Consider the following 14,140-nt stretch of genomic DNA (forward strand, 5'->3'; position numbering starts at 1 on the left):
GTCCAGAACCCCTGCGCATTTTCCTGACGGTTTGGTCAGGTTTTTTGGCCGATGCGCAGTTTGTCACCGCGGGGCAGGACCGGTGCTCTTGCGTGAAACCAGATGCACCGGAAGGATATGGATGCGCGCGCTGTTCTCCTGCCCGCGGATAAGGCCAAGAATGGACATTGCGGCCTGATGACCCATCTTGTTGCGAGGCTGGTGAATTGTGGTGAGGGGCGGATTGAAAACCTCGGTCATCTCGATGTTGTCAAATCCGGCAACGGAAACATCTTCCGGCACACGCACCCCTGCGCGGTTCAAGGCAGAGATCAGGCCAAATGCGATCTGGTCAGAGGCGCATATCCACGCTGTTGGCGCGTCTGTCATTGCCAATATGGCAGCCGCAGCGACGCGCCCCGCATCAATGGAAAAGTCACCGGGCACAATCCAGTCATCACGGATTTCGCCGCCAAGGGCGCGAACGCGGGACACGAAGCCTTCGCGGCGCACAGTGGAAAGAACATTGGAAGCCGGCCCCATCACGTGACCGAATCGCCGATGACCGTTTTCCCAGAGATGATCGACAAGATTCGCCATGCCGCCCATGTTGTCAGCCCGGACTGAGGGACAATCGACGTCGTTGACCCATTCACAGGCAAAAACCATCGGGCAGGACGGATTGTTATTCTGCACCTGCGCAAAGTCGGATTGCGAGATGCTCCCGTCGAGGACAATCACGCCGTCTGCCTGACCGGCCGCGATCAACCTGTCCATTTGGTCGACAGAAAGCGGCGCGTCGCCGCTGTCAGTGACCAACAGGTTGTAGTCTTCGGCGTTCAGGGCCCGCTCGAGACCGGACAAAATGTTGGAAAAGAACGGGTTAGATAAGTTCGGAACAAGAGCCAAAATGGAACGGCTGCTGTTTGTCCGCAGATTTCGCGCAGCACGATTCACGCGATATCCGGTTTCACTTACCGCCGCGAGAACGGCCTCACGCGTGTCTTTTGACACTTTGTCCGGATTGTTCAGAACGCGACTTACGGTGGCGGTCGAGACTCCGGCGAGGCGGGCCACGTCGACTACTTTGGGTGCGGATCGAGGGGTTTTTGTTTTTTGCACCATTTAATTCTTGACTCAAATTAAGAGCAGGCTACCATTTTGTAATCGATTACAACATTGCTGCATTCTCGTGCGCGACCCCAAGAGGAGGGGGAAGCGGGGCGGAAAGACAGTTTGGGAGAACATGTAATCGATTACAAGGGCAATCAGGCCCATTAGGGAGGAAGAAATGAATTTCATGAAAGCTACCACCGCTGGCATCGCGTTTTGCGCGGCTGGCGCCGTTTCTGCGGCGGAACTGGAAGTCACCCACTGGTGGACTTCGGGCGGCGAGGCCGCGGCTGTTGCAGAATTCGCCAAAGCGTTTGACGCGACCGGCCACACATGGATTGACGGCGCAATCGCCGGTTCGGGCGGCACCGCGCGTCCGATCATCATCAGCCGGATCATCGGTGGTGACCCGATGCATGCCACGCAGCTGAACCATGGCCGTCAGGCGGAGGAGCTGATTGAAGCAGGTCTCTTGCTGGACCTGACCGATGTTGCCGAAGCAGAAGGCTGGAAGGACATCGTGAACCCGACATCGCTGTTGGACAGCTGTACTGTCGATGGCAAAGTATATTGCGCGCCTGTGAACATTCACAGCTGGCAGTGGATCTGGCTCAGCCACAAAGCCTATGAAGACGCTGGCGTGCCGGTTCCGTCCAACTGGGACGAGTATGTTGCCTCTGCCGCAGCATTGGAAGCGGCTGGTAAAATCCCGCTGGCGATGGGCCAACAGGCATGGCAGTCTTCCGGCGCATTTGGCGTGATCAACGTCGCAGTTGGCGGCGTCGAGCTCTGGAACAAGATCAACGTTCAGAAAGACGCCGAAGCAGCTGGTGGTCCGGAAATGGCCAAGGTGTTCGAAGCGGCGGCAGCGGCACGCGCTATGGCAGCCAACTCCAACGTTCAGGACTGGAACCAGGCGACAAACCTTGTCATTACCGGTCAAGCCGGCGCGCAGATCATGGGTGACTGGGCTCAGGGTGAATTTCAGGTGGCCGGCCAGGTCGCAGGTCAAGACTACACCTGTCTGCCAGGTCTGGGTGTGAACGAAGTTATCTCCACCGGCGGTGACGCGTTCTACTTCCCCAAACAAGATGATCCTGAAATCGAGAAGGCCCAGAAAGAACTGGCGGCTCTGCTGTTGAGCCCGGAAGTTCAGGTCAACTTCAACCTGAAGAAGGGCTCCTTGCCGGTTCGTGGTGACATCGATCTGGCGGCTGCCAACGATTGTATGAAGAAGGGTCTCGAAATCCTCGCGGCAGGCAACATCCTGCTGTCGGGTGATCAGGTTCTGTCAGCGGACACCTCGGGTCAGATCGAAGACCTGATGGTCGAGTTCTGGAACGACCCGTCCTACTCGGCGGCTGATGCTCAGGCGAAATACGCCTCGATCATCGCTGACGCGGACTAATCGCAAAGACGCGGGGGCTGGCTTGAGGCCGGCCCCTGCTCTCTTCGCATCTTACCTGACACAGATTTCAGCTTGGCCCGTCGGGATGCGGGATCAAGCGGGGGACGCTGACTATGGCTGTGACCGACAGCGGGGGGACGGAGTCCGCGAGGACCACGTCCAAGAAACCCAACCGCCTATTCAAGAACCTGACGGCAAAGCTCGCCTCGATCCCGATGATACTGACCGCTGTTGTGGTTTTCATCGGATGCACGGGGTGGACGATCTACCACTCATTTACCAAATCGCGACTACTGCCGGCGCCGGACAAATGGGTCGGGCTTGATCAGTACGAACGTCTTTGGAGCACACGGCGCTGGCTGGTCAGCATCGAGAACCTCGCGATATACGGGGTTTGCTCGCTGATCCTGAGCCTTGTGATCGGCTTTACTCTGGCGGCTCTTCTGGACCGGAAAATCCGCGGCGAGAACGTGTTCCGCACGATCTTTCTGTATCCGTTCGCCTTGAGCTTCATCGTTACCGGCCTTGTCTGGCAATGGGTTCTCAATCCCCAGTTTGGCATTCAAAGCGTGGTGCAGCGCTGGGGCTGGGAAAGCTTTGCGTTTGACCCCCTGAACAACGCGGACATCGTTATCTACGGCATCCTGATTGCCGGCATCTGGCAGGGCTCCGGCTTTATCATGGTCATCATGCTGGCCGGTTTGCGCGGCATCGACGAAGACATTTGGAAAGCCACGCGTGTCGAAGGAATCCCCGTTTGGAAAACCTACATCGTTGTGATCATTCCAATGATGCGTCCGGTCTTTGTGACTGCGCTGGTGCTGATCGCCGCAGGGATCATCAAAGTTTATGACCTTGTTGTCGCCCAAACGTCGGGGGGACCAGGCATATCCTCGGAAGTTCCCGCGAAATACGTCATCGAGAAAATGTTCCAATCCCAGAATCTTGGGCAGGGCTTTGCGGCCTCCACCATGATGCTCCTGAGCGTCCTCGTGGTGCTGATCCCCTGGGCCTACCTTGAATTCGGAGGCAAGCGCCGTGACTGATGCAACCGCAAACGCCAATACGGCACCCGCAAAACAACGCGTAACGCCTCGTGGCGCAAAACCGCGCCGCCGCCTGTCTCCTGCAAACATCATGCTCTATGGCACCTTGTTCGTGGCGTCCGTCTACTACCTGTTGCCGCTTTACGTGATGATCGTGACTTCACTAAAAGGCATGCCGGAAATCCGGCTCGGCAATGTGTTCTCTCCGCCAGTCGAAGTGACATTCGAGCCATGGGTGAAGGCCTGGGCGGAAGCCTGTACCGGCATCAACTGCGATGGCCTGAGCCGCGGCTTCTGGAATTCCGTGCAGATCCTCGTGCCTTCGGTGGTGATCTCTATCGCGATTGCCTCGGTCAACGGCTATGCCCTGTCACTCTGGAAGTTCAAGGGTTCGGAAGTCTTCTTCACCATTCTGATCTTTGGAGCCTTCATTCCCTATCAGGTGATGATCTATCCGATTGTTATCCTGTTGCGTGAAGCCGGTGACGTGCTGTCGGCCATCACGGGAACCAAAATCCGCCTGATGGGCAGTATTTGGGGACTTGTGATCGTTCACACAATCTTTGGCATGCCAATCCTGACGCTGTTGTTCCGCAACTATTTCGCCTCGGTGCCGGAAGAGCTTTTCAAGGCCGCCCGCGTGGACGGCGCCGGGTTCTGGGGCATCTATTTCCGGATCATGCTGCCAATGGCTCTGCCGATCTTTGTTGTGGCGATGATCCTTCAGGTCACAGGTATCTGGAATGACTTCCTGTTCGGGGTGATCTTCACCAAGCCCGAGACCTATCCGATGACGGTGCAGCTCAACAATATCGTCAACTCGGTGCAGGGCGTGAAGGAATATAACGTCAACATGGCCGCCACGCTTCTGACCGGCCTTGTCCCTCTCATCATCTACTTTGCCTCCGGCAAACTCTTCGTGCGCGGCATCGCCGCCGGCGCAGTAAAGGGCTGACCATGACCAATGTAACTGTCAAAGACCTCACGCTTGAATTCGGCGCCGTGCGCGTGCTGGACAAGCTCAATATCGAGATCGAGGAGGGCGAGTTCCTCGTGCTGCTTGGTGCATCAGGCTGTGGCAAGTCCACACTTCTGAACTGTGTGGCAGGCCTGCTGGACATCACGGACGGCGAAATCCACATCGGCGGTCGCAACGTGACATGGGAAGAGCCCAGCGAACGAGGCATCGGCATGGTGTTTCAGTCCTACGCGCTCTATCCGCAGATGACAGTCGAAGGGAACCTGTCCTTCGGCCTGAAAAACGCCCGTGTCCCAAAAGCGGAAATTGCTGAGCGGGTCGCCCGCGCGGCGGAAATCCTGCAGATCGAGCCGCTTCTGAAACGCAAGCCTGCTGCCCTGTCGGGCGGACAGCGCCAGCGTGTCGCAATCGGTCGCGCGCTGGTGCGGGACGTGGATGTGTTCCTGTTTGACGAGCCTCTTTCCAACCTTGATGCGAAGCTACGCGCCGACCTTCGGGTAGAACTCAAGCTGCTGCACCAGAAACTCGACAACACCATGATCTATGTAACGCACGATCAGGTCGAAGCGATGACGCTTGCCGACCGGATCGCGATCATGCGGGGCGGCGTCGTGCAACAGATTGCCAGCCCTTCCGAAGTCTACAACCGTCCGTCAAACAAATACGTCGCAGGCTTTATCGGGTCGCCGACGATCAACTTCTTCGAAGGTTCCATCACGGACGGCACCGCGCCAGAATTCTTGGCGGCGGACATGAAGATGCCGCTGGCCGGCTATGAAGCTTCACAAGGTGCACTTTCACCGCGTCCCGCTTGGCTTGGCGTGCGTCCGGAGGCGGTCATCACCGGTACCGACGTGGACAAACAACCATTCACTGCAGAGATCACGGTGGAACTGTTCGAAGCCATGGGCGCGGACACGCTGGTTTACACAACATTGGCTGGTACCCCTTTCCGGTTCCGCATGAGCGGACAGGCTCGGGTGGCGGCTGGCGACACGCTGCGGATCGGGTTCGACCCGGCGCAGGGCTCTCTTTTTGACAAGACAACCGAGGAGCGTCTTTGACGCCCCTAATTTTCGGAGACTGAAATGGGTTTTTCATTCCAACTGTATTCCTCGCGTGATGTCGCGAGCCAAGAGGCCTTTCTCTCGCGTTTGGCCGAGCTGGGCTACACTGCTGTCGAAGGCTATGGCGGTGTTTACGGCAACGCTGACAGCTTCTCCGAAGCGATGCGTGCCAACGGCCTGACGATGCCGAGCGGTCACTTTGGCATCGATGATCTGCGCGAAAACTTCGACGGCGTGATGGCGCTGGCGGAGACCCTGGGCATCGAGCATGTGATCGTTCCCTATCTGAACGCCGAAGTGCGTCCCGCGGACACCGCCGGCTGGCAGGCATTCGCCAAGGAGCTGGCGGCGATCGGCGAGAAGGTCAAAGCGACAGGCAAATCGTTCAGCTGGCACAATCATGATTTCGAGTTCGAAGCTCTCCCGGACGGGACTTACCCGATGGAAGTGATGCTGGAAGCGGCGACTTCAATCGGCTGGGAAGCCGACTTGGGTTGGGTTGCGCGCGCCGGTCTCGACCCTGCGCCGTTTGTTGAGAAATGGGCCGACCGTCTGGTGGCAGTGCACGTCAAGGACATCGCCAAGGAAGGCGAGGGGCTGGATGAAGATGGCTGGTCAGATATTGGCGAAGGTGTCGTGGATTGGGCCGGTCTGTTGAAGCTGATCCGTGCAAAGGCGCCGAACGCCATCCTCGTTGCGGAACAAGACAAGCCGAGCGACGCAGATCGTTTTGCAACCGTCTCGATGACAAATCTGAAAGGGATGTGAGTGATGAGTGAAGCAGTCAAAGTCGGCATTATCGGATGCGGCAACATTTCATCCACCTATATGCGAATGGGTCGGTTTTTCCGCGACTACAAGGTCGTTGCCTGTGCTGACCTGAATATGGAAGCGGCCGAAGCGCGCGCGGCAGAATACGATCTTCGCGCGCTGACGATCGAGGAATTGCTGGCCGATCCGGAAATCGAGGTTGTGGTGAACCTGACAGTGCCAAATGCGCACTTCGAAGTGTCCAGCAACATCCTCAAGGCGGGCAAACATGTGTACTCCGAAAAGCCTTTTGTGCTGACTGCCCAGGAAGGGGCGGCGTTGAAGGCGCTGGCGGAGGAAAAGGGTCTGCGGATCGGGTCCGCGCCAGACACGTTCATGGGCGGCAGCCACCAGAAAGCACGGGAATTGATCGATGCCGGCGAAATCGGGCGCGTGAACTCCGGCACAATCCACGTCATGAGCGGCGGGATGGAGCACTGGCATCCAAATCCGGATTTCTTCTTCCAGCCCGGCGCAGGCCCGATTTTTGATCTGGCACCTTATTACCTGTCCAATCTTGTTCAGCTGCTGGGCCCGGTGTCCCGCGTGGTCGCCATGAGCAGCACGCCGAATTCCCATCGCACAATTGGATGCGGGCCGCGCGACGGCGAGAAGATCCCGGTCGACACGCCAACCACGGTGCATTCGATCCTGCAATTCGCGAATGGCGCGGTCATAAGCTACGGCACCAGTTGGGACGTGAAGGACCACGGGCATTCCAACATGGAGCTTTATGGTCAGGAAGGCACGCTTTACGTACCAGACCCCAACTTCTTTGGCGGTCAGTTGCGGCTGGCCAAGGGTGACGGATCGGAAGCGCTGATTTCCACCGGCCATCCGTTCAGCCAACCCAATGACGGCGACAACGCAAACTATCGTGGCGCGGGTCTCGCGGACATGGCAGCCGCTATTCGTGAAGGTCGCCCGCACCGGTGCAACGATGATCTGGCTGGGCATGTGGTCGAAGTCATGGGCGCGATTCTGGAAGCCGGCGAAACGGGCAACGCCATCGACATCAAAACCACCTGTGAGCGCCCTGCCCCGTTCAGCGCGGATGATGCCTTTGCCATCATGGAACTGGAGGAGACCTGATGCCGACGATGATTAAGGGACCTGCGCTGTTTCTGGCGCAGTTCGCGGATGATACCGCACCATTTAATCAGCTCGATACCATTGCGGATTGGGCGTCCGGTCTTGGCTACAAGGGCCTTCAGGTTCCTTCGGGCGACGCCCGCCTGATGGATCTGGACAAGGCCGCAGAAAGCCAAACCTATTGTGATGATCTGAAAGGTATGCTGGCAGAGCGCGGCATAGAGTTGACCGAGCTTTCGACCCACATTCAGGGACAGCTGCTTGCGGTGCATCCCGCATACGACAAACAGTTCGACGGATTTGCACCGGCGGCTGTGCACGGGAATGCCAAGGCGCGGACAGAATGGGCGCATGATCAGTTGATCAAGACCGCGCAGGCGTCGCGTAAGCTGGGGCTGGATGTCACGGTGTCCTTTTCAGGCTCGCTCGCATTTCCCTATCTCTACCCCTGGCCACAGCGGCCAGCAGGGTTGATTGACGAAGCCTTTGACGAGTTGGCACGGCGTTGGAAACCGGTGATGGATGCCTACGACGACCTCGGCGTGGACATCGCGTTTGAGCTTCATCCGGGCGAGGATCTGTTTGACGGAGCCACATTCGAAATGCTGCTGGATCGGCTGGGCAACCATCCACGCTGTACGATCAACTACGATCCGAGCCACTTTCTGTTGCAGCAGCTGGATTACCTGGCCTTCATCGACATCTACCACGAGCGCATCAAGGCGTTTCACGTCAAAGACGCGGAGTTCCGCCCGGACGGGCGCCAAGGCGTTTACTCGGGGTACCAACCCTGGATCAATCGTGCGGGCCGGTTCCGCAGTCTGGGTGACGGACAAGTCGATTTCCGCGCGATTTTCTCGAAGCTGGCGCAACACGGTTATGACAGCTGGGCTGTGCTGGAATGGGAATGCTGCCTGAAGGACTCTGCAACCGGCGCGGCCGAAGGCGCACCATTCATCATGGATCACATCATTGATGTGACCGAGAAGGCGTTTGACGACTTTGCGGACTCGGGGCTCAGCCAACAGGAAACCCGCGAACTTCTGGGATTGTCGTGATGGCGCGTCTCAAACTTGGCATGGTCGGCGGTGGCGAAGGGGCTTTTATCGGCGCGGTCCACCGTATGGCAGCGCGACTGGATGATCGCTGGGACCTCGTTGCCGGCAACCTTTCTTCCACGCCTGAAAAAGCAGCCCGATCAGCGGCCGCTATCGGGTTGTCACGTAGCTACGGGTCCTTCGAGGAAATGGCCCGCGAGGAAGCCGCACGCGAGGATGGCATCGATGCGGTGTCCATCGTGACCCCGAACCATATGCATGTTCCGGTTGCACGGGCATTTCTAGCGGCTGGCATACATGTGATCTGCGACAAGCCGCTGACCACAGATCTCGAAACCGCGCAGTCCTTTGCTGGGGAATGCAGCCAGTATGAGGCGCAATTCTTCCTGACGCACAACTACACCGGAAGCCCGCTTGTGCGGCAGGCGCGACAGATGGTGGCCGAGGGCATGTTGGGGAACATCCGACTTGTTCACGCCGAATATCTGCAGGACTGGCTAAGCCGCCCCGCTGATCCGGATAATGTACAGGCCGCGTGGCGCACCGATCCCGCGCGCACGGGCGGCGCCGGTGCCATCGGAGACATCGGCACGCATGCCTATAACCTCGCCTGCTTTGTGGCGGGCGAAACCGCCAGTCATCTGGCCGCGGATTTGCAGAGTTTTGTGGACGGACGTGAGGTTGATGACAACGCCAACATCCTGCTGAGGTTCGACTCGGGCGCTCGTGGTTCCATTTTCGCCAGTCAGGTTGCCACGGGCACCGAGAACGGGTTGAAGCTGCGCATTCATGGCGACAAAGGCGGTTTGAGCTGGGCGCAGGAAAATCCGAACGAGCTGATCTACACGCCGATTGGTGGCGTCGAACAGCGCATCACGCGCGGCGGTGCCGGCGCCATGTCTGCAGCAGAGGCTGTGACGCGGATACCCGCGGGCCATCCAGAAGGCTATCTCGAAGCGTTTGGCACGCTCTACCGCGAAGTTGCAGACCATCTTGCAGACGGCAAAACCGGAGCGTCGGACACAGTTCCGGGAATCGCCGAGGCAGTTGCAGGCATGGCATTTATCGATGCCTGCCAGCGATCGACAAAGGCAAACGCCGCTTGGTGTGACCTATCCTCCTGAGGTCACCTCATGCGGAACGAAAACGGCGCGGGGAACCTCCCCGCGCCGTTTTACTTTCAAGCGTTGCGCCTTAGATGCGCTCAATAGCGATAGCGATGCCCTGACCGCCGCCAATGCACATGGTAATCAAACCCTTGGAGCCACCAATGCGCTCAAGTTCGTACATTGCCTTGACGGTGATGATTGCGCCTGTTGCGCCGACGGGGTGACCGAGCGCGATCGCGCCGCCATTCGGGTTCACTTTGGCCGGATCAAGACCGAGGCCTTTGTTCACGGCAATCGCCTGAGCTGCGAAGGCTTCGTTGCTTTCGATCACGTCAAAGTCGGTGATTGCCAGACCTGTTTTTGCCAGCAGGTTCTCCACCGCAGGCACAGGACCGATGCCCATTACTTCGGGACGCACACCGGCGTGGGCATAGCCCAATACGCGGAACTTCGGTGTCAGACCGGCCTTCTCCGCGGCTTCGGCACGCGCGAGAACAATGGCGGCAGCGCCATCGTTGATGCCCGAAGCGTTGCCCGCGGTGACACGACCGTCTTTCTTGAATACAGGGCGCAGCTTGCCGAGAGTTTCCATGGTGGACGCGGTTGGGTGCTCGTCGCGGGCAAAGGCGACCATGTCGCGCTTCACTTTAACCTCGACCGGTACGATCTGCTCGTCGAAATAGCCGGCTTCGATGGCTGCGGCGGCGCGCTGCTGAGACGCGAGCGCGAAGGCGTCCATGTCCTCACGGGTAACGTCATGCTCATCTGCAACATTTTCGGCGGTGACACCCATGTGGCCGGTGCCGAAGGGGCAATTCAGCGCGCCCAGCATCATGTCGAGCGTTTTGACGTCGCCCATCTTTTGGCCCCAGCGCTGGGACTGCATGATGTAAGGCGATTTGGACATGTTTTCGGCGCCTCCTGCGAGCGCGAAGTCCGCATCACCGAGCATCAGGGATTGCGTGGCGGAGACGATGGCCTGTGCACCGGATCCGCAGAGGCGGTTCACGTTCATTGCAGGCGTTGTGTTCGGAATACCCGCGTTCACAGCCGCAACGCGAGAAAGATACATATCGCGTGGCTCAGTGTTGATCACGTGTCCATAGACCACATTGCCGATCTGGCCGGCCTCGACGCCGGAGCGTGACATGGCTTCTTTGGCCACGACGGTGCCAAGGTCGATGGGCGCGGTGTTGGCAAGCGAGCCGCCGAAAGTGCCGATGGCGGTGCGGGCGCCGCCGAGAATGACGATATCTGACATGGTGTCCTCCTGAAGATTTGCGCGCACTATGCAGGTGCAGCATTGCCGAGTCAGGTGAAACGGTGCGTCACAGAGTTTCTACGGACGCGCTTTGATTGACAAACGGGGACGGTTCGCCGCATCTGAAGGGCATGGAAAACGACTTGCCCATTCTCGATCTTTTGCCGTCCCGTCTGCGCGAGGCGCGCCGCGAACAGGGCTTGTCACTGGACGCGGTGGCGAAACTTTCGGGCGTCAGCCGGTCTATGGTGAGCCAGATCGAACGCGGCGAAAGCAGCCCAACAATTGCGACGCTTTGGAACCTGACACGCGCCTTGCAGGTGGATTTTGCCGGTCTGCTTGATGCGGATGCAGGCGACAAGGTGGATGTGCTGCGGGCCTCGGATGTGCCGAGCTTTGACAAGATGGGCGAAAGTTGCCTGATCCGCGTTTTGTCGCCACCTGAGGAGGCTGGCGGGCATGAGGTTTATGACATCCGGTTTGAGAAGGGCGGCAACCTGAAAAGTCAGCCGCATGCGCGTGGTGCGACCGAGCAGTTGACCGTATTGTCAGGTGCAGTGCGCGTGACCAGTGGCAGCGCAACTCAGGATTTGGCGGAGGGTGACACAGCGCGTTATGCGGCGGATGTGGCACATGCGATCGAAGCAAGCGCGGCAGCGCGGGTGTTTTTGATTGTGAAGAACGCTTGAGAGATGAGGGCTGCGCCCGACGCTGGGTGGGCGCGCTCGATCCCTCTCTACTTGTCTTGAAGCGCTGAAAACCACCAAGCATCAATTTCTTTTGAAACGTCGACAAGCGCCCTCCCGTGGGGAGCGTCGGGCGCAGCACGGGCTTGCAGCCCGCGCTATTGGATTGTGCTACACTCCCAACAAACGATTTCCCTAATTGCGGATATTTGTCCGTTATCTTGAATTTCCCACTTTTCGGACGCATGTCCGTTATGCTAGATGTAGTTCCATCATTATGGAGGACCCCATGTCTGACGCTTTCCTGAACGACATTCGTGACACTTTGAAAACCATCGACGCCGAAGGGCTGATGAAACGTGAGCGAATGATCACCTCGCCTCAGGGCGGTGAGATTCAGGTGGGCGACGCGGATGTCATCAACCTTTGTGCCAACAACTACCTTGGATTGGCAGACAATCCGGCGCTGATCGAGGCGGCCAAGGGCGCGATGGACCCGCGCGGGTTTGGCATGGCCTCGGTGCGGTTCATCTGTGGCACACAGGACATTCACCGCGACCTGGAGCAAAAGCTGGCGGATTTCCTGAACAAGGACGACGCGATTCTGTTTGCAGCCTGTTTTGACGCCAACGGCGGGTTGTTCGAGCCGCTGCTGACGGCCGAGGATGCCATTGTGTCAGACAGTCTCAACCATGCGTCAATTATCGACGGCATCCGGCTGTGTAAGGCCAAGCGTTATCGTTATGCGAACAACGATATGAATGATCTTGAAGAGATGCTCAAACATGCACGCAACGAAGGTGCGCGACATATCATGATCGCCACTGATGGTGTTTTCAGCATGGATGGCTATCTGGCGAACCTGCCGGAGATCACGCGGCTGGCAAAGCAATATGGCGCGGTGGTCATGGTGGACGACTGCCACGCGACGGGATTTATGGGGCCGAACGGCGCCGGAACGCCGGATCATTTTGGTGTGGATGTGGACATCCTCACGGGAACTCTGGGCAAGGCACTTGGGGGGGCTATTGGCGGTTATATCGCCGGGCCGCAGCCAGTGATCGACCTGCTGCGGCAGCGGGCGCGGCCCTATTTGTTCTCCAATTCGCTGCCGCCAAGCATCGTGGCCGCCGGGATAGAAGCAATCCGGCTGGTGGAAGAGGGTGCGGAAACGCGTGCGAAACTGTTTGAGAATGCCAACTATTGGCGGGCCGGGCTCGAAAAGCTGGGATTTGACATTTTACCGGGTGAGCACCCGATTATTCCGGTGATGCTTGGCGAAGCCACCGTGGCGCAGGAGATGGCAGCCAAGCTGTTTGACGAAGGCGTGTATGTCTCCGGCTTTTTCTTCCCCGTGGTACCCCGCGGTCAGGCTCGGATCAGGACGCAAATGAACGCGGCACTGACCAAAGACGATCTGGATCGCGCGCTGGCGGCCTTCGGCAAGGTGGGTAAAGAGTTGGGGATCATCTGATGAGCAAACCGAACACAATGACCGCATTGGAAAAATCCAAACCCGAGGAAGGGTTGTGGATGGTGCAGGCTCCGGTGCCGGAAATCGGGCCGGATGAGGTTCTGATCAAGGTCAACAAGACCGGAATTTGCGGTACGGATATCCACATATGGAATTGGGACGACTGGGCCAGCGCGACGGTGCCGGTCCCCATGATCACCGGCCACGAGTTTGCCGGTGAGATTGTCGAAATGGGGCGCAATGTCGAAGGGCTGGAGATCGGCCAGCGCTGTTCCGGCGAGGGCCACATCATCGGCCATGAAAGCCGGCAGGCGCGTGCAGGCAAGTTCCACCTCGACCCTGGCACGCGCGGCATCGGCGTGAATATTCAGGGCGCTTTTGCACAATACCTGCGCCTGCCCGCATTCAACGTGGTGCCCTTACCCGATGATATTCCCGACGAAATCGGAGCCATCCTCGATCCGCTTGGGAACGCCGTTCATACGGCATTGAGCTTTGATCTTCTGGGCGAAGACGTGTTGATCACAGGCGCAGGTCCGATCGGGATCATGTCAGCAGCCGTGGCCAAACACGCGGGCGCGCGGCATGTGGTGATCACCGACATCAATCCCGACAGATTGGCGTTAAGCCAGCACGTCGTTCCGAATGCGCGCACCGTGAATGTTGCGACGGAAGACCTGAACGACGTGATGCACGAACTCGGCCTGAAAGAGGGCTTTGATGTTGGGTTGGAGATGAGTGGCAGCCAGATCGCGCTGGACCAGATGGTCGAGGCTTTGGTGATGGGGGGCAAGATCGCGCTTTTGGGTATTCCGCCAGGCAAATCGCCAGTGGACTGGAGCCGGATCGTGTTCAAGGCGATCACCATCAAGGGCGTCTATGGCCGCGAGATGTTCGAGACCTGGTACAAGATGATTGCCATGTTGCAGAACGGCCTGGATGTGAGCCGCGTGATCACTCATGAATTGCCTGTTGGAGACTTCACCAGCGGGTTTGAAGCGATGAAGTCGGGGAAATCGGGCAAAGTCGTGCTGGACTGGCGTGGGGTCTAAGCTGGC

Annotated in this window: 13 protein-coding genes; 11 read left to right on the top strand and 2 right to left on the bottom strand. The window is 58.4% G+C overall.

Annotated elements, in window-relative coordinates:
- Positions 1-63 precede the first annotated feature (63 nt).
- Positions 64-1,104 carry a LacI family DNA-binding transcriptional regulator gene (locus tag BXY66_RS13290; protein WP_132860751.1) on the bottom strand — a complete coding sequence of 347 codons (1,041 nt, stop codon included), beginning with the start codon at positions 1,102-1,104 and terminating at the stop codon, positions 64-66.
- A gap of 175 nt (positions 1,105-1,279) precedes the next feature.
- Between BXY66_RS13290 and BXY66_RS13295 the strand changes: the two genes are divergently transcribed.
- The 8 genes from BXY66_RS13295 (at position 1,280) to BXY66_RS13330 (ending at position 9,676) form a co-directional block, all read left to right on the top strand.
- Entirely contained in the window at positions 1,280-2,500 is a 1,221-nt protein-coding gene (locus tag BXY66_RS13295) for an ABC transporter substrate-binding protein (RefSeq protein WP_207911332.1), read from the top strand.
- A gap of 215 nt (positions 2,501-2,715) precedes the next feature.
- The gene (locus BXY66_RS13300; RefSeq protein ID WP_425057073.1) at positions 2,716-3,546 is read left to right on the top strand and encodes a carbohydrate ABC transporter permease; all 831 of its coding nucleotides are present in this window, start codon (positions 2,716-2,718) and stop codon (positions 3,544-3,546) included.
- Positions 3,539-4,501, top strand: coding sequence for a carbohydrate ABC transporter permease (locus tag BXY66_RS13305; protein ID WP_243694381.1), 963 nt, complete (start codon positions 3,539-3,541; stop codon positions 4,499-4,501). The genes BXY66_RS13300 and BXY66_RS13305 overlap by 8 nt, the downstream gene beginning before the upstream one ends.
- 2 nt (positions 4,502-4,503) lie before the next feature.
- On the top strand, positions 4,504-5,589 hold the full coding sequence (locus BXY66_RS13310; RefSeq protein ID WP_132860757.1) for an ABC transporter ATP-binding protein: 1,086 nt from the start codon (positions 4,504-4,506) through the stop codon (positions 5,587-5,589).
- Between the two features lie 24 nt (positions 5,590-5,613).
- Positions 5,614-6,360, top strand: coding sequence for a sugar phosphate isomerase/epimerase family protein (locus tag BXY66_RS13315; protein ID WP_132860759.1), 747 nt, complete (start codon positions 5,614-5,616; stop codon positions 6,358-6,360).
- Between the two features lie 3 nt (positions 6,361-6,363).
- Complete coding sequence (locus BXY66_RS13320; RefSeq protein ID WP_132860761.1) at positions 6,364-7,494, top strand: Gfo/Idh/MocA family protein; 1,131 nt, start codon at positions 6,364-6,366, stop codon at positions 7,492-7,494.
- Entirely contained in the window at positions 7,494-8,552 is a 1,059-nt protein-coding gene (locus BXY66_RS13325) for a sugar phosphate isomerase/epimerase family protein (RefSeq protein WP_132860763.1), read from the top strand. The genes BXY66_RS13320 and BXY66_RS13325 overlap by 1 nt, the downstream gene beginning before the upstream one ends.
- Positions 8,552-9,676, top strand: coding sequence for a Gfo/Idh/MocA family protein (locus tag BXY66_RS13330; RefSeq protein ID WP_132860765.1), 1,125 nt, complete (start codon positions 8,552-8,554; stop codon positions 9,674-9,676). Before BXY66_RS13325 ends, BXY66_RS13330 begins: the two co-directional genes overlap by 1 nt.
- A gap of 70 nt (positions 9,677-9,746) precedes the next feature.
- On the opposite strand, the gene BXY66_RS13335 is transcribed toward BXY66_RS13330, so the two are convergent.
- Positions 9,747-10,922: an acetyl-CoA C-acyltransferase family protein gene (locus BXY66_RS13335; protein WP_132860767.1), complete on the bottom strand. Its 1,176-nt coding sequence runs from the start codon at positions 10,920-10,922 to the stop codon at positions 9,747-9,749.
- A gap of 131 nt (positions 10,923-11,053) precedes the next feature.
- Between BXY66_RS13335 and BXY66_RS13340 the strand changes: the two genes are divergently transcribed.
- The 3 genes from BXY66_RS13340 to tdh all read left to right on the top strand — a co-directional run bounded on the left by BXY66_RS13340 (position 11,054) and on the right by tdh (position 14,134).
- Positions 11,054-11,611, top strand: coding sequence for a helix-turn-helix domain-containing protein (locus BXY66_RS13340; RefSeq protein WP_132861076.1), 558 nt, complete (start codon positions 11,054-11,056; stop codon positions 11,609-11,611).
- Positions 11,612-11,897: 286 nt separating this feature from the next.
- Positions 11,898-13,082: a glycine C-acetyltransferase gene (locus BXY66_RS13345; protein ID WP_132860768.1), complete on the top strand. Its 1,185-nt coding sequence runs from the start codon at positions 11,898-11,900 to the stop codon at positions 13,080-13,082.
- Positions 13,083-13,099: 17 nt separating this feature from the next.
- Positions 13,100-14,134 carry an L-threonine 3-dehydrogenase gene (gene tdh / locus BXY66_RS13350; RefSeq protein WP_132861077.1) on the top strand — a complete coding sequence of 345 codons (1,035 nt, stop codon included), beginning with the start codon at positions 13,100-13,102 and terminating at the stop codon, positions 14,132-14,134.
- Positions 14,135-14,140 lie beyond the last annotated feature (6 nt).

This window comes from Shimia isoporae, assembly GCF_004346865.1.
In the GTDB taxonomy this organism is placed as follows: domain Bacteria; phylum Pseudomonadota; class Alphaproteobacteria; order Rhodobacterales; family Rhodobacteraceae; genus Shimia; species Shimia isoporae.

Bases quoted from the DNA above. Each gene is read 5' to 3' on its own strand.
- BXY66_RS13295 (WP_207911332.1), top strand. From the start codon at position 1,280: ATGAAAGCTACCACCGCTGGCATCGCGTTTTGCGCGGCTGGCGCCGTT.
- BXY66_RS13335 (WP_132860767.1), bottom strand. From the start codon at position 10,922: ATGTCAGATATCGTCATTCTCGGCGGCGCCCGCACCGCCATCGGCACT.
- BXY66_RS13340 (WP_132861076.1), top strand. From the start codon at position 11,054: ATGGAAAACGACTTGCCCATTCTCGATCTTTTGCCGTCCCGTCTGCGC.
- tdh (WP_132861077.1), top strand. From the start codon at position 13,100: ATGACCGCATTGGAAAAATCCAAACCCGAGGAAGGGTTGTGGATGGTG.
- BXY66_RS13290 (WP_132860751.1), bottom strand. From the start codon at position 1,104: ATGGTGCAAAAAACAAAAACCCCTCGATCCGCACCCAAAGTAGTCGAC.
- BXY66_RS13345 (WP_132860768.1), top strand. From the start codon at position 11,898: ATGTCTGACGCTTTCCTGAACGACATTCGTGACACTTTGAAAACCATC.
- BXY66_RS13330 (WP_132860765.1), top strand. From the start codon at position 8,552: ATGGCGCGTCTCAAACTTGGCATGGTCGGCGGTGGCGAAGGGGCTTTT.
- BXY66_RS13310 (WP_132860757.1), top strand. From the start codon at position 4,504: ATGACCAATGTAACTGTCAAAGACCTCACGCTTGAATTCGGCGCCGTG.
- BXY66_RS13315 (WP_132860759.1), top strand. From the start codon at position 5,614: ATGGGTTTTTCATTCCAACTGTATTCCTCGCGTGATGTCGCGAGCCAA.
- BXY66_RS13300 (WP_425057073.1), top strand. From the start codon at position 2,716: ATGATACTGACCGCTGTTGTGGTTTTCATCGGATGCACGGGGTGGACG.
- BXY66_RS13320 (WP_132860761.1), top strand. From the start codon at position 6,364: ATGAGTGAAGCAGTCAAAGTCGGCATTATCGGATGCGGCAACATTTCA.
- BXY66_RS13325 (WP_132860763.1), top strand. From the start codon at position 7,494: ATGCCGACGATGATTAAGGGACCTGCGCTGTTTCTGGCGCAGTTCGCG.